The organism is Methylocapsa palsarum, assembly GCF_900114285.1.
GTDB lineage: Bacteria > Pseudomonadota > Alphaproteobacteria > Rhizobiales > Beijerinckiaceae > Methylocapsa > Methylocapsa palsarum.
Genome location: NZ_FOSN01000005.1, coordinates 75,064 through 89,367 on the forward strand (window position 1 = coordinate 75,064; position 14,304 = coordinate 89,367).

The 14,304-nt window shown below is 63.3% G+C and carries 13 protein-coding genes; 4 read left to right on the forward strand and 9 right to left on the reverse strand.

Annotated elements, in window-relative coordinates:
- Positions 1-64: 64 nt before the first annotated feature.
- The 7 genes from BM177_RS07200 to BM177_RS07230 all read right to left on the reverse strand — a co-directional run bounded on the left by BM177_RS07200 (position 65) and on the right by BM177_RS07230 (position 8,133).
- Positions 65-1,288 carry a molybdopterin molybdotransferase MoeA gene (locus BM177_RS07200; RefSeq protein ID WP_091680497.1) on the reverse strand — a complete coding sequence of 408 codons (1,224 nt, stop codon included), beginning with the start codon at positions 1,286-1,288 and terminating at the stop codon, positions 65-67.
- On the reverse strand, positions 1,288-1,776 hold the full coding sequence (gene moaC / locus BM177_RS07205) for a cyclic pyranopterin monophosphate synthase MoaC (RefSeq protein WP_091680499.1): 489 nt from the start codon (positions 1,774-1,776) through the stop codon (positions 1,288-1,290). The genes BM177_RS07200 and moaC overlap by 1 nt, the downstream gene beginning before the upstream one ends.
- A gap of 21 nt (positions 1,777-1,797) precedes the next feature.
- Positions 1,798-2,628 carry an indole-3-glycerol phosphate synthase TrpC gene (trpC, locus tag BM177_RS07210; protein WP_091680501.1) on the reverse strand — a complete coding sequence of 277 codons (831 nt, stop codon included), beginning with the start codon at positions 2,626-2,628 and terminating at the stop codon, positions 1,798-1,800.
- The gene (trpD, locus tag BM177_RS07215) at positions 2,625-3,689 is read right to left on the reverse strand and encodes an anthranilate phosphoribosyltransferase (RefSeq protein ID WP_091680504.1); all 1,065 of its coding nucleotides are present in this window, start codon (positions 3,687-3,689) and stop codon (positions 2,625-2,627) included. The genes trpC and trpD overlap by 4 nt, the downstream gene beginning before the upstream one ends.
- 24 nt (positions 3,690-3,713) lie before the next feature.
- Complete coding sequence (locus tag BM177_RS07220; RefSeq protein WP_091680506.1) at positions 3,714-4,319, reverse strand: anthranilate synthase component II; 606 nt, start codon at positions 4,317-4,319, stop codon at positions 3,714-3,716.
- Between the two features lie 365 nt (positions 4,320-4,684).
- On the reverse strand, positions 4,685-6,202 hold the full coding sequence (trpE, locus tag BM177_RS07225) for an anthranilate synthase component I (protein ID WP_091680509.1): 1,518 nt from the start codon (positions 6,200-6,202) through the stop codon (positions 4,685-4,687).
- A gap of 5 nt (positions 6,203-6,207) precedes the next feature.
- The gene (locus tag BM177_RS07230; RefSeq protein ID WP_091680512.1) at positions 6,208-8,133 is read right to left on the reverse strand and encodes a peptidylprolyl isomerase; all 1,926 of its coding nucleotides are present in this window, start codon (positions 8,131-8,133) and stop codon (positions 6,208-6,210) included.
- A gap of 121 nt (positions 8,134-8,254) precedes the next feature.
- On the opposite strand from BM177_RS07230, the gene tpiA reads away from it, so the two are divergent.
- The 3 genes from tpiA (at position 8,255) to BM177_RS07245 (ending at position 11,486) form a co-directional block, all read left to right on the forward strand.
- Complete coding sequence (tpiA, locus tag BM177_RS07235; protein ID WP_091680514.1) at positions 8,255-9,064, forward strand: triose-phosphate isomerase; 810 nt, start codon at positions 8,255-8,257, stop codon at positions 9,062-9,064.
- Between the two features lie 120 nt (positions 9,065-9,184).
- Entirely contained in the window at positions 9,185-9,691 is a 507-nt protein-coding gene (secG, locus tag BM177_RS07240; protein ID WP_091680516.1) for a preprotein translocase subunit SecG, read from the forward strand.
- 166 nt (positions 9,692-9,857) lie between these two features.
- Entirely contained in the window at positions 9,858-11,486 is a 1,629-nt protein-coding gene (locus BM177_RS07245; RefSeq protein WP_091680519.1) for a CTP synthase, read from the forward strand.
- Positions 11,487-11,491: 5 nt separating this feature from the next.
- Here the strand turns inward: BM177_RS07245 and queF are convergent, their stop codons facing one another.
- Both queF and BM177_RS07255 read right to left on the reverse strand, forming a co-directional pair.
- Positions 11,492-11,950, reverse strand: a complete 459-nt coding sequence (gene queF, locus BM177_RS07250; RefSeq protein WP_091680521.1) for a preQ(1) synthase — start codon at positions 11,948-11,950, stop codon at positions 11,492-11,494.
- 43 nt (positions 11,951-11,993) lie between these two features.
- Positions 11,994-12,782: a lytic transglycosylase domain-containing protein gene (locus BM177_RS07255; RefSeq protein ID WP_244532187.1), complete on the reverse strand. Its 789-nt coding sequence runs from the start codon at positions 12,780-12,782 to the stop codon at positions 11,994-11,996.
- Between the two features lie 161 nt (positions 12,783-12,943).
- Between BM177_RS07255 and eno the strand changes: the two genes are divergently transcribed.
- A complete protein-coding gene (gene eno, locus BM177_RS07260; protein ID WP_091680526.1) occupies positions 12,944-14,227 on the forward strand; it encodes a phosphopyruvate hydratase in 1,284 nt (427 codons plus the stop codon).
- Positions 14,228-14,304: the final 77 nt, after the last annotated feature.

The window sequence follows — 14,304 nt, forward strand, 5'->3', positions numbered from 1 at the left end:
ACGGACAGATGGAGGAATTCCTCCGCGGTTTCATTCCCCGGGGCCAAAACGGCCCGGAACGCCGTCACGGCGCCCTGAGGATCTGGCAGTGTTCGCCGGCCGCCGCTTCCAGCGCAAAGGGAGGACGAATGATGAGGCAATCGGCGCGGCCGAGCAGCCCCATCAGCGAGGAATCCTGCGCTTCAAACGGCGTTGCGACGGGGAGGGCGTCGGCGCTCACGGCGAGCGAGCCGCGCAGATAATCCTCGCGCGAATCATTGGCGCGGACAAAGGCGCCCAGCACCGCCGGTTCACATTGGCCGATCCGAGCTTTGGCGTCTCCGGCCAAAGCCCGCACAAGCGGCGCGAGAAACAGCATGCTGGTGATGATGGCGGACACCGGATTGCCGGGCAGACCGAGAATCGCCATGGATCCAAGGCGTCCGTGGATCAAGGGTTTGCCCGGCCGCATCGCGACCCGCCAGAAGTCCAGCGCCATGCCTTCGCTGGCGAGCGCTTTCTTGACGAGATCGTGGTCTCCGACGGAAGCTCCGCCCAGCGTCACAAGAACATCGGCGCCGGCGTCGCGGGCGGCCCTGATCCCGGCCTCGACCGCTCCGGCCTCGTCGCGGGCAATGCCAAGATCGATCGGTTCTCCCCCTGCGGTGGCGACGATCGCGGCGACGGCGAAGGAGTTGCACGCTATGATCTGGCGCGAAGAAAGCTCCGTTCCGGGCGGCTCCAGTTCATCGCCCGTGGCGAGGATCGCGACCCGCGGACGGCGCGTCACCGGAATCTTCGGATGGTTCATCGCGGCCGCGAGCGCAATCTGCGACGGGCCCAGACGGGTCCCGGCCCGGAGCAAAACTTCCCCCTTGGTGAAATCAAGGCCCCTCGCGCGCACGAACTGGCCCCTGGCGACAGTTCGTAAAGGCGCAACGTCCGCGTCTTCAGCGGAGGCGTATTCCTGCATTAGGATCGCATCGGCGCCATCGGGAACCGGCGCGCCGGTAAAGATCCGCACTGTCTCGAGAGGCCCGACCCGCCCGTCGAATCCATGCCCGGCGGCGCTCTCGCCGACGAGCTTAAGGCGCGCCGGGAGGCTGGCGAGATCGGCCGACCGTACGGCATAGCCGTCCATCGCCGACACGGCGCAAGGCGGCTGCGTGAGGTTCGCGGACAGGTCGCTGGCGAGAATCCGATGCAAGGCTTGCGTCAGACCGACCGATTCGGCCGGATGGAACGGAGCGGCGCCCGCGAGAATGCGTTCGCGCGCCTCAGCGACGGAGAGCAGCCCCTCGCGCTTCATCAACCCGACGCCTGGTCCCGCGTCCAGTCGCCCGACCGGCCGCCGCTCTTTGCGAGGACGGCGATCCCCTCGATGCGCATGTCCCGGTCGACCGCCTTCAACATGTCGTAAAGCGTGAGGCAGGCGACCGAAACACCTGTCAACGCTTCCATTTCGACGCCGGTCTGGCCCGCGACTTTCGCCATCGCCCGGACCCGAATGCCAGGCAGCGCCGCATCAGGCTCGAGATCAACCCGTACTTTGGTCAAAAGCAATGGGTGGCAAAGGGGAATCAATTCGTGGGTTTTTTTGGCGGCCATGATCCCCGCGATGCGAGCGGCGGCGAAAACGTCGCCCTTCTTGGCGTTTCCCGATAGTGCCAGTTCAAGTGTTTCCCGCCGCATGACGATCCGGCCCTCGGCGACGGCGACGCGCTCGGTCGCGGCTTTGCCGGACACGTCGACCATGTCGGCTTCGCCGGTGTTTGAAAGATGTGTGAGGTCCGGCATGAGGACTTCTGTTCGAGCGGTTTACTGGGCGGCGTGGCCGCCGTGAGCGCGCGCTGGAGGCGGACCAAGGAGAAGATCCCGAGTCGCCGCCGCCACGTCGTCCTGACGCATCAGGCTTTCGCCGACAAGAAAGGTCGAAATCCCATGCGATTGCAATCGCACACAGTCTTGATGCGTGTGGATGCCGCTTTCGCCGACGATGATCCGGTCCGCCGGAATTTTTTCAGCCAGCCTTTCGCAGACGTCGAGCGACGTCTTGAAAGTACGCAGATCACGATTGTTAACGCCGATGAGCCTTGATTCGAGGCGCAGCGCGCGCGCGAGTTCCGCCTCGTCGTGCACCTCGACAAGAAAATCGATGGAAAGATCGTGTGCGGCTCGCGTCAAGGCGCTCGCCTCGTCATCGGAGACGCACGCCATGATGATGAGGATGCAATCGGCGCCATGTGCGCGAGCCTCATAAACCTGATAAGGATCGAAAAGGAAGTCTTTGCGTAGACAGGGTAAATGCGTCGCTTCACGGGCGGCGTCGAGATCGGGAAGATCGCCCTGGAACGAAGGTTTGTCGGTGAGCACGGAAAGGCAGGCCGCGCCGCCTTGTTCGTAGGCCCGCGCCAGCGCCGGCGGATCGAAATCCGCCCGGATGAGGCCTTTCGACGGACTGGCTTTCTTGATTTCGGCGATCAGCGCGATATGCCCCGAATCCCGTTTGGCCTCGATCGCGCGCACAAAACCGCGCGGCGGATCGTGATCATGCGCCTTGCGCTCGAGGGTCTGAAACGGCATCCGGACTTTCGCCTGCGCGATTTCGCGGCGCTTATAAATTTCAATAGTCTTTAAAATATCGGTCATGTAGAGCCTGCCGCAACGGACATCATCGCCGCCTCCTCGCATGCATGCGCGCTGTTCGAGACTTCCACAAGTTTCGCCAGAATCGCTGACGCGCGTCCATCGTCGATCGCCGTCGCCGCCAATACGGCGCCTTCCCGCAGGTCGGCGGCTTTCCCGGCGATGACCAGCGCCGCGGCCGCATTGAAGACTGCGATATCGCGGTAGGCCGAGGGCTGTCCGTCTAGGACCGATAGCAGGGCCTTCGCGTTGGCCGCCGGATCGCCGCCGATGAGATCAGCGAGCTTCGCCCGCGGCAGCCCTGCCGCCTCGGGGGTAATTTCAAAGGAGCGGATCACTCCGTTTTCCAGCGCGGTGACGAAGGTCGGACCCGTCGTCGTCGCCTCGTCGAGACCGTCCGAGCCATGGACAAGCCAGACTTTTTCGGCGCCGAGATTGCGGAGAACGCGCGCCAATGGGTCGAGCCAGCGCGCCGCGAACACGCCCAGCATCTGCCGCCTCACGTTCGCGGGATTGGCGAGCGGACCCAGCATATTGAAAATCGTGCGCGTCCCGAGATCGGCGCGGACTGGCGCGACATGCCGCATGGCCGCGTGATGAGTCTGGGCAGTCATGAAGCCGATGCCCGCCTCCCGGATACAGGCTTCGACATGCGCGGGCGAAAGGCCTGTGCGGACCCCCAGGGCGGCAAGCACATCGCTCGATCCCGATCTTGAGGACGCCGCGCGGTTGCCATGTTTGGCGACGGGAACGCCGCAGGCCGCGACAATCAACGCCGCCAGCGTCGAGACATTGTAGGTCGAATGGCCGTCGCCGCCGGTGCCGACGATGTCGATCGTCTCCGGTGGCGCGGCGACGGTCAGCGCCCGGGCCCGCAGCGCCGCGACGGCGCCGGTGATTTCCTCGACCGTTTCGCCGCGCACCCGCAGCGCCATGAGGAAGCCGCCGATCTGGGCCGGAGTGGGTTCGCCCGAAAAAATATGCTCGAACGCCGTCTTCGCCTCGGCCTCGGTCAGGCTGGCGCCTGTCGCGACTTTGCCGATGAGAGGTTTGAACGCGTCCATATCAGATCCCAATACCCGGGGAGTTCAATATCCCGCCTGGCGTGCGGTCTTGTTCCATTGCGCGGCCAGATCCAGAAAATTCGCGAAAATCCGGGACCCATGTTCTGACGCGATGCTTTCGGGGTGAAATTGAACGCCGTGCGCGGGATAAGTCTTGTGCGAAAGCCCCATCACAAGTCCGTCGGTCGTCGCCGTCACGCACAGGACGTCTGGCATCGTCTCGGCGCGCACCACCAGCGAATGGTAGCGGACCGCGTGGAAGGGCCCGTTGAGACCGCGAAACACGCTCTGGCCCTGATGTTCGACAGATGCGATCTTGCCGTGAACGGGACTTGGCGCACGGACGACTTCGCCGCCATAAGCCTCGCCGAGCGCCTGATGCCCAAGGCAAACTCCAAGGATCGGAATCGACGCTCCCGCGGCCTCGATCAGGTCGAGGCAGATTCCAGCGTCCTGCGGGCGGCACGGGCCAGGCGAGAGCACGATCGCATCAGGCTTCGCCGCCATCACCTCCGCCACGCTGACGCGATCATTGCGGTGCACGGCGACATCCGCGCCAAGAGACCCCAGGCAATGCACCAGGTTCCAGGTGAAGCTATCGTAATTGTCGATGAATGTGATCGCGGTCATGGGCGCTTATGATCGTTGGTGCGCTGTTTTGGGCCCCGCGCGAGCCAAGGTCAAGAAAGATCAGCCGCCCCGGACCTGGGGAGCCAACCGGCTCTGTCGTATTTTTTTGCAAGGGAATCGTAGAGGTTAAGGCGATCCCGCAAATGGGAAGGGGGCGCTATGACCGACCGCAGGCCAGTTGCTTGGATCGCCTTTGGCGCAGGAGGCCATCGAGGAGCTATACGGGCAACGCCGCGTTCATCAAACCCTGGGGTCCGGGCGAACCATCCTCCCCTATCTGGGCCGCGCGGCTGCCCCGCGATCTCGTTCCCGGGACAACAACGATCTGGTGCTGGAGATCATTGGGTCCGCTTTGAGCAGCGCTATTACTGCCCGCGCTTCGGTCTCGTCGCGAAGCGGACGGCTTCCTCGGCGGCGCGGAACAAAGCTTGCGCCTTGTTGACGCATTCGCGCTGCTCCGCGGCGGGGACTGAATCGTAGACGACGCCGGCGCCCGCCTGCACATGCATCATGCCGTCCTTGACGATCGAGGTGCGCAGAACGATGCAGGTGTCCATCTCGCCCGAGGCGCCGAAATAACCGATGCAGCCGCCATAAATTCCGCGTTTGTCGGTTTCGAGTTCGTCGATGATCTCCATCGCGCGCACTTTCGGCGCTCCCGACACCGTGCCCGCGGGAAACCCGGCGCAGAGCGCGTCGATCGCGTCATGCTCGGATTTGAGCCTGCCTTCAACGTTCGAGACGATGTGCATGACATGGCTGTAGCGCTCGATGGCGAATTTTTCCGTCACCTGAACTGATCCGATCTGCGCCACGCGTCCGACATCGTTGCGGCCGAGATCGAGCAACATCAGATGTTCGGCGCATTCCTTTTCGTCGCCGAGCAGATCCTTGGCGAGTTCTTCATCCTCGAGCCTTGTCTGACCGCGCCAGCGCGTCCCGGCGATTGGACGGATGGTGACTTTTCCGCCGCTCACCCGCACCAGAATTTCCGGACTGGAGCAGACGATCTGAAAGGCGCCGAAGTCGAGATAACAAAGAAATGGCGACGGGTTGATCCGCCGCAGCGCGCGGTAGAGGGCGAAGGCGGGCAGGGCGAAGGGCGCCGAAAAACGTTGCGACAGAACGACCTGCAAGATGTCTCCTGCGCGGATATAGTCCTTGGCGCTTCCGACCATCTCATGAAAGCGCGCCTCGGACGTGTTCGACACCGGCGCGGCGGCTTTAAGATAAGGGTCCGCGGGCAGGATTTGGGCGGCGAGGGGAGAGTCCAGAATCGCGGCGACGGCCTCTATGCGCTCGCAGGCGCTGTCATACGCGGCGGAAAACGTCGTCTCCGGCGACGGCCGCAGCGGGGTGACGACAACGATCTCGTCCCTGACCGCGTCGAAAACGACCATCACGGTCGGGCGCATCATCATCGCGTCGGGGGCGCCGATCGGATCGGATTTTTCGGCGGGAAGGCGCTCCATCTGGCGCACCATGTCGTAGCCGAGGTAGCCGAAAACGCCCGCCGCCATCGGCGGCAGGTCATCGCTCGCTCCGATCCGCGATTCCGCGATGAGCGCGCGCAATGCTTTCAGCGGAGGCTCGGCGCAAGGTGTGAAGTCATCGGGATCAATCAGCGCGCGCCGATTGATTTCGCAGGCGCCGCCGAAGGCGCGCCAAATGATGTCCGGGTCGAGGCCGATCATGGAATAGCGGCCGCGCGCGGCTCCGCCCTCGACCGATTCCAGAAGGAAGAGACGTCCGTTCCGTCCGGCGGACAGTTTCAAAAAAGCCGAGACCGGCGTTTCGAGATCGGCGACGAGTCGCGTCGACAAAAGACGCGCCTCGCCAACTGCGTAGCTCTTAGCGAAGGACTCGCGCGAGAGGTGATCCATAGCGCTCAATCGGCAAGATCGGCGGGCTCGTTCGAGCCGCCTCCGGCCGCCGCGAACGCCGCCGCATTGACCTTGACGCCGAGTTCATCCTCGAGCTTCGCCAGATATTCCGCCAGCACATCGTCGATGAGGCCGCCTTTCACCGTATCCTTGACCGCGACGAGATCCGCGCTCTCGTAATCGACCGGCGATACGACAGAATCGACGACTTGAAACAGGATGCGACCGCCGTCGTCGGTCCGGAACGACCCCGCTCCCCGAACGGGAGTGTCGAAAATACGCGGCGTTATGTTGACCGGAAGTCCCTCGGCTCCGGTCCGCTTGATGTTGGCGACATGCTTCACTTTGACATTGCCTTCGGCCGCGGCGACGGCCGCCAACGTTTCGCCGGCGTTTATCTTCTTGACCAATTCGTCGGCTTTCGCGGCCATCAGCTTCGCCGTTTCGTCGTCGCGCCACGCCTTTTCGACCTCAGGCTTCACTTCCTCAAGGGTCTTCTCGCGGGCCTTGTCGGTTTTCGCGACCTCGAACCATTGATAGCCTCCGGCCGGAACCCTCAATGTGTCGTTGTCGACGCCGACATCCGAGGCGAAGGCCGCTTTCAGAAGCGGAGCGCGATTCTCAAGACCGGACGCCGAATCGGCGCCCTTAGGGTTCAGCCCGGCCGCATCGACGGAGGCGACGATTCGCGGCTCGAGACCCGCGCCTTTTGCGGCTTCCGTCAAGGACTTGCCGGATGCGCGCTGATCCTCGATCGCATCATGGAGCCGATCAACCTCCGTCCGCGCCCGCTGCGCCGCAATTTCGCGCTTCAGCTCGGCCGAAACCTCCGGAAAAGGTTTGAGGCTGGCGGGAACGATGCTCGTAACCCGGACCAGCACCGTGCCGAACTGCGCCTTGACCGGCCCGCTGACCTCGCCTTGCGCGAGGGCGAAAGCTGCGTCGGCGACGTTCTTGTCGACCAGTCCGTCGCGGGCGACGGTTCCGAGACTGGCGTCCTTGGCGGTCAGATTTTTTTCTTTGAGGATTGCGTCGAAGCTCGTCCCGGCGCCGATTCTGGCGCGCGCCTGCGCAGCGGCGGCCTCGTCAGGGAATAAGATCTGCTCGACGGCGCGCTTTTCCGGGGATCCGAACTTCTCGTTCTTGACTTCGTCGTAGCGCTTTTGCGCGTCGGCGTCGCTTATCTGGTCGGGTTTTGCGATCAGGGCCGGAGTCAGCGTTAAAACAACGAGATCGCGATATTCGTGCGTCGCGAACGACGCGCGACGATCGTTGAAATAGCTCTGAAGCTGGTCCGGCGAGGGAGCGGGGACGGAGACGCCCGCAACCGGAAGTTCCATATAATCCGCGCTCCGGACTTCCGCCTGAAAGCGATGGATGGCGGCGAGCATCGCCTTGGGAATCTCAAGCCCATAGGTCAAGGCGTCGGCGATTTCGCTGCGCAACAAGGAACTGCGCTGTTCCCGCACAAAGGTTTTTTCAGTGAATCCGTTGTCGCGGAGAAGCTGTTCGAACTTCTGCTTGTCGAAGCGGCCGGTCGGACCTTTGAACGAGGGATCGTTCATGATCGCTTTCGTGATGTCCTTGTCGCTGACGGCGAGGCCGAGCTTTTGCGCCTGCTGGTCAAGCGCGGCCTCGCTGACGAGCCGGGACAGAAGCTGCCGGTCGAGGCCCAACTTGCGGGCTTCCGCAGGCGTAATATTGCGCCGGGCCCGCCTTTGCATGCGAAGCAGTTCGCTCTGGTAGGCGTCGCGGAACTCCGCCGCGGTGATTTCGACGGAGCCGACCTTCGCGAGGCCGCCGGCTCCAAATCCCCGGAAAATATCGCCGATGCCCCAGATGACGAAGCTCAAGATGATGAGCCCCATAACCATAGCCATCAGGCCGCGGCCGATCCAGCTTTGCGTCGCCGCGCGCATCGAGTCGAGCATGTTTACAGTTTCTCTCTAAATTCCGCAGCTTCGGCAGGCTTTCACAAATTTCGGCCGGACTATAAGAAGGTGCGCCTGCGCTTGCAACGCGGCGGCGATCGACTCAATCGGAAATTTCTCGATGTCCTTTTATTCTCAGCCGCACCGGCCACGTCCTCTCGTCGCCGGAAACTGGAAGATGAACGGCCTGCGGCGAGACCTCGGCGAGATCGCGGCGATCTGCGCGGCCGTCGGCGCCGGAGACGCTGGGCAAGCCGAAATCGTGATTTGTCCTCCCGCGACGCTGCTGATGGCGGCGGCGCCCATTTGCAAGGGATCTCCCGTGGCGTTGGGAGGACAGGACTGTCATATTGAGGCGAGCGGACCGTTCACGGGAGAGATTTCGGCCGAGATGCTGAAGGACGCCGGGGCCGAATTCGTGATTTTGGGCCATTCGGAACGAAGGCTCGACCATTACGAACACGATCATCTCATTCAGGAAAAGACCAAGGCCGCGTACCGGGCGGGCCTTTCGGCCATCGTCTGCATCGGGGAAACGAGGGCGGAGCGCGAAGCGGGCGAGGCTCTGCCGGTCATCGCCGCCCAGCTGGCGGGATCTCTTCCCGGGCTTTCGACGTCGGAGCGCCTCGTGATCGCCTATGAGCCCGTCTGGGCCATCGGCACTGGATTGACTCCGACCCTTGGTGAGATCGCCGAGATGCACCGGTTCATCCGGTTGCGCCTCGACCAGCTGCTGCCGCAGCAGGGCGTTAAAATACGGATCCTTTACGGGGGGTCGGTCAAGCCGGGCAATGCTGCGGAGCTGATGGCCGTGGACGGCGTCGACGGCGCCCTTGTCGGCGGCGCCAGCTTGACTTCGGCCGATTTCATGTCGATTGCTGCGGTCTATGGCGCCAAGGTCGAAACCGGCTCGACGCCAAAAAGCGCCTGACCATTTATTCGCTGGCCTTCGCTGGCGGGCGCGTTATAAACCGCGTTTCAGCATAAAGCCTGCGGAGCCGCAGCATCGGCCGCCCTCAAAGGGCGGCTGAACAGGTAGAGAGTTCTTTTCATGCAGTCGGTCCTAGTCGCCATTCATCTTATGGTCGTCGTCGCCCTTGTTGTGACCGTGCTCCTGCAGCGCTCCGAAGGCGGCGCCCTCGGGGTTGGCGGCGGCGGCGGGTTTATGTCCGGACGGGGTCAGGCGAACGTGCTGACGCGCGCAACCGCGATCCTCGCCGCGCTTTTCTTTGCGACCAGCCTCGGCCTGACGGTCCTGGCCAGATGGAACCGCGCGCCCGACACAATCTTGCAAACCGAGGCGCCGTCCCCCGCCGGCCAAGCCCCGGCCGGGGCGAATACCGGAACCTTGTTCGATCAGCTGAAACAGCTGGAGGAGCAACAGCCGAAAGCGCCGGCTCCTTCTTCTCCGGCTCCCGCTCCTTCATCGGCTCCCGCTCCTTCGTCGGCGGCGGCTCCTTCTCCGGCTCCGGCGGCTTCTCCACCCAAGGCTCCGGTTAAAACCTGGGCGCCGCCGGCGGAGCTTTTAACCGCGCCAAAGCCGAATAAAGCGCAATAAAAGCCCAGTAGGGGCCGGTTTGGCCTGGATCTTCTGACGAATCGGCTCGGTCTGCCTCTGTCGGGTCACGCACGAATCTGGTCGGAGCCCAGATTCGTGTGGATGACGCCCGCGATGCGCAAGTTACTTCCCTAAACTGGCTGAAATAGGATAATCCTCAAGGCCCATGGCGCGGTACATTTTCATCACCGGCGGCGTGGTCTCATCGCTCGGCAAAGGACTCGCGGCCGCTTCGCTCGGGGCGTTGCTTCAGGCGCGCGGCTACACCGTGCGATTGAGGAAGCTCGACCCCTATCTCAATATCGATCCCGGGACGATGAGTCCCTACCAGCACGGCGAAGTCTACGTCACGGACGACGGCGCCGAGACCGACCTCGACCTTGGACATTACGAGCGGTTCACCGGCCGCCCGGCGGTCCGCGAAGACAATATCACGACCGGCAGGATCTATCAGGACATCATCGCCAAGGAGCGCCGCGGCGATTATCTTGGCGCGACGGTCCAGGTCATTCCCCACGTCACCAATGCGATCAAGGATTTTGTCCTCAGCGGCAACGACGGGGTTGATTTCGTCCTTGTCGAGATCGGCGGCACCGTCGGCGACATCGAAGGCCTTCCCTTTTTCGAGGCGATCCGCCAGCTCGGCAACGATCTCCCGCGCGGCCACGCGCTCTTCATTCATTTGACGCTGTTGCCCTATATCCCCAGCGCGGGCGAGCTCAAGACCAAACCCACCCAGCATTCCGTCAAGGAACTGCGATCCATCGGAATTCAGCCTCATATCCTGCTGTGCCGCACAGATCGCGAGATCCCGCGCGAGGAGCGCCGCAAGCTGGGATTGTTTTGCAACGTCCGCGAAAGCGCGGTTATCGAGGCGCGCGACGTCGCCTCGATCTATGACGCGCCGCGCGCCTATCACGCCACAGGGCTAGACCAGGAGGTTCTTTCGGCGTTTGGAATCGAACCCGCTCCGAAGCCGGACATGGGACGCTGGAACGCCGTCATGGAGCGCATCCGCAATCCCGAAGGCGAAGTCACCATCGCGATCGTCGGCAAATACACTGGCCTCAAGGACGCCTACAAATCCCTGATCGAGGCTCTCGCTCATGGCGGCATCGCAAACCGCGTGCGGGTGCGAATCGACTGGATCGAATCCGAGATTTTCGAGGGCTGCGATCCCGCTTCCCATCTCGAACACGTCCACGGCATTCTGGTCCCCGGCGGGTTCGGCCAGCGCGGCGCGGAGGGAAAAATTCTCGCCGCCCGCTTCGCGCGCGAGCGCAGGGTGCCTTATTTCGGCATCTGCTTCGGAATGCAGATGGCGGTGATCGAGGCGATGCGCTCGCTGGGCGGCGTTCCCGAAGCCAACTCGACCGAATTCGGACCAACGAGAGAACCCGTGGTCGGCCTGATGACCGAATGGATGCGGGAAAATGAATTGCAGATTCGCGCCGCCGAAGGCGATCTTGGCGGGACGATGCGGCTTGGCGCCTATCGGGCGCTGCTCTCGCCCGGCTCGAAGATCGCGGGAATCTATGGCGCGACGGAAATCTCCGAACGGCACCGCCACCGCTACGAGGTCAACGCCGCCTATCGCGACCGCCTTTTAGATAAAGGCCTTGTCTTCGCCGGTTTTTCGCCTGACGGACTGCTGCCCGAAACCATCGAACTCGAAGACCATCCCTGGTTCATCGGGGTCCAGTTTCATCCTGAACTGAAGTCCCGGCCGTTCGAGCCGCACCCGCTGTTCGCCAGCTTCATCGCGGCTGCGCTGGAGCAATCGCGGCTCGTGTAAGCGCGTCAGCCTCGCCCGCGATAGGGTGGCACGCCCTGGTCCGGCAACCATGTCCCGGCCGGTAGCGCGCCTGCGGACCAGAACACGTCGATCGGAATCCCGCCACGCGGATACCAATAGCCGCCGATTCTGAACCAGACAGGATCGAGCGCCGCGACAAGATCCTTGCCGATGCGCAGGGTGCAATCCTCGTGGAAAGCGCCGTGATTGCGGAATGATCCCAGATAAAGCTTGAGCGATTTTGATTCGACCAGCCATTCCCGGGGCGCGTAATCGATGACGAGGTGGGCGAAATCTGGCTGTCCCGTCACCGGGCAGAGCGAGGTGAATTCCGGCGCCGTGAAACGGGCGATATAGGTTTCACCCGCATGCGGATTCGGCACGCGTTCGAGCGTCGCCTCGTCCGGAGAGTGCGCCGCCGCCTGCGCGCCCAGAAGAGTGGCTCCCGTATGCGTCCTGACCAATCCAGACTCTCCAAATTGGCGTCTGGCTTCTGCGCGTAAAATCTCAGCGCGCCGCCATCCGCCGCCATTTAGCCTCGACCCGCCGGGCCAGGGCCCGCACCCGCGCGTCATGCGCCGCCCAGAAGGCCGCGCTGACGGCCGCGGTCCTGATCCGCGGACCGCGCGGAACGACGGGAATTCTCGCCGGCGCCGGATCATAGGCGAACGGAGCCGATGCGCCAGCGGCAAAAGGAGACCCCAGCGCGGCAAGGTGAGCGCGCGCGCGTCCGCAATATGTAACCGAAAGCGGCGACATCGTTTCCTCGCCGTGTCCAGCCCGATACTTCATAAGGGCGCGGCAAAGATCGCCGTTGGCGAGCCGCCAGGCCTCCGCGAGATAGGTCACGCCATAGTGAATATTGACCTCGGGCCTGGCGAGTTCGCCCGCGTCGCCCTTGAAACCCAGCATCGCCGCCGTTTCCGGCCGGATCTGCATCAAACCAATTTCGCCGACGCCTCCGATGACGGTCGGATCATACCCGCTCTCGATCGCCGTGACTGCGTCGGCGATATCTAGGGGAAGGCCGCTCCGGTCGGCCTCCCGCTTCAAGATCAAGCGATAGGCGCTGCGCGCCGCCCGAGCTTCAGGCGGGCGCGTGTCGTTTTGCGGGTCGGCGGCAGACGAATTGGCCTCGCCTTGATCCGGTTTGGGCGCCGCGGGCAATCCGGCGATCTCCGGCGGCCTTCGCGGAGGCTGGGGAGCCTCGCCGAGCGCGTCAGCCGCACCCGCACCGACCGTCAGAAAACCAGCGCCGAGGCGAAAAGCCCAATTCGCGGCGGTTTTTCCCTGCACGCGCAATCTCCAAAACAGCCTGAAAACAACGAAATCGAATGAAATCGATGGTAGAGAAAAAATCTTAAGAGGTCCTGTCCGAAACAAGCGAAGGGCTTTTTTCCCGCCGAGGTTCAGCGTAGAACCTAATCCATCCGTCAGCATTGCACAAAGGAGCTGTTATGACAGCGATCGTCGACATCGCCGCACGAGAAATTATGGATAGCCGCGGCAATCCCACCGTCGAGGTCGACGTCACTTTGGAAGATGGATCGTTCGGCCGCGCCGCAGTGCCCTCCGGCGCTTCAACCGGGGCGCACGAAGCTGTCGAATTGCGCGACGGCGACAAGACCCGTTTTTCCGGCAAGGGCGTCCTGAAGGCGGTGGAAAACGTCAACCGCGATATTTTCGAAGCGCTCGGCGGCCTTGACGCCGAGGACCAGGGCAAGATCGACGCGGCGATGATCGCGCTCGACGGGACGCCGAACAAGGCGCGGCTCGGCGCCAACGCGATTCTCGGCGTTTCGCTGGCGGTCGCAAAGGCGGCGGCCGACGTCTCGGGCCTGCCGCTCTATCGCTACGTCGGGGGCGTGCAGGCGCGCGTTCTGCCGGTCCCGTTGATGAACATCATCAACGGCGGCGCCCATGCCGACAATCCCATCGACTTTCAGGAATTCATGATCCTCCCGGTGGGCGCGCCTTCGCTGAAGGAAGCCGTCCGCTGGGGATCAGAGGTCTTTCACGGCCTGAAAAGCGCGCTCAAAAAGGCGAGTCAGAACACCAATGTGGGCGATGAAGGCGGCTTTGCGCCCAATCTGCCCTCCGCCGAGGCCGCGCTCGATTTCGTCGTCAAGGCGATCGAGGCGGCGGGATTTCGCCCCGGCCAGGACATCGCGCTCGGCCTCGATTGCGCCGCGACCGAGTTCTTCAAGGACGGCAAATACGTCTATGAGGGGGAGGGCGCGACCCGCTCCATCGAGGACCAGGCGAAATACATCGCCAAGCTCTCCAGCGAATATCCGATCGCGAGCATCGAAGACGCGATGTCCGAGGACGATTGGGAGGGGTGGAAAATCCTCACCGAACTCATCGGCGGCAAATGCCAGCTCGTCGGCGACGACCTTTTCGTCACCAACGTGACCAGGCTCTCCGAAGGCGTCTCCAAGGGGATCGCGAACTCCATCCTCGTCAAGGTCAATCAGATCGGCACGCTCACCGAAACCCTCGCCGCCGTCGATATGGCCCAGCGGGCGGGGTACACCGCCGTGATGTCGCACCGCTCGGGTGAGACCGAGGATTCGACCATCGCCGATCTCGCTGTCGCGACCAATTGCGGGCAGATCAAAACCGGTTCGCTCGCGCGTTCGGACCGGCTGGCGAAATACAACCAGCTGATCCGGATCGAGGAGGAGCTCGGGTCGCAGGCGCACTACGCGGGCCGCGCCGCCCTCAAGGCCTGGTCTTAAGGACTGGGCGCAAGGCCTGGAGTTAAGGCCTGGAGTTAAGGACTGGGAGCTGAACCGGCGCGCTGCGCGATCCGGTT

What these genes read in the sequence shown, in the direction of transcription:
- BM177_RS07200 (WP_091680497.1), bottom strand. Translation starts at nt 1,288, where the DNA reads ATGAAGCGCGAGGGGCTGCTCTCCGTCGCTGAGGCGCGCGAACGCATT.
- moaC (WP_091680499.1), bottom strand. Translation starts at nt 1,776, where the DNA reads ATGCCGGACCTCACACATCTTTCAAACACCGGCGAAGCCGACATGGTC.
- trpC (WP_091680501.1), bottom strand. Translation starts at nt 2,628, where the DNA reads ATGACCGATATTTTAAAGACTATTGAAATTTATAAGCGCCGCGAAATC.
- trpD (WP_091680504.1), bottom strand. Translation starts at nt 3,689, where the DNA reads ATGGACGCGTTCAAACCTCTCATCGGCAAAGTCGCGACAGGCGCCAGC.
- BM177_RS07220 (WP_091680506.1), bottom strand. Translation starts at nt 4,319, where the DNA reads ATGACCGCGATCACATTCATCGACAATTACGATAGCTTCACCTGGAAC.
- trpE (WP_091680509.1), bottom strand. Translation starts at nt 6,202, where the DNA reads ATGGATCACCTCTCGCGCGAGTCCTTCGCTAAGAGCTACGCAGTTGGC.
- BM177_RS07230 (WP_091680512.1), bottom strand. Translation starts at nt 8,133, where the DNA reads ATGCTCGACTCGATGCGCGCGGCGACGCAAAGCTGGATCGGCCGCGGC.
- tpiA (WP_091680514.1), top strand. Translation starts at nt 8,255, where the DNA reads ATGTCCTTTTATTCTCAGCCGCACCGGCCACGTCCTCTCGTCGCCGGA.
- secG (WP_091680516.1), top strand. Translation starts at nt 9,185, where the DNA reads ATGCAGTCGGTCCTAGTCGCCATTCATCTTATGGTCGTCGTCGCCCTT.
- BM177_RS07245 (WP_091680519.1), top strand. Translation starts at nt 9,858, where the DNA reads ATGGCGCGGTACATTTTCATCACCGGCGGCGTGGTCTCATCGCTCGGC.
- eno (WP_091680526.1), top strand. Translation starts at nt 12,944, where the DNA reads ATGACAGCGATCGTCGACATCGCCGCACGAGAAATTATGGATAGCCGC.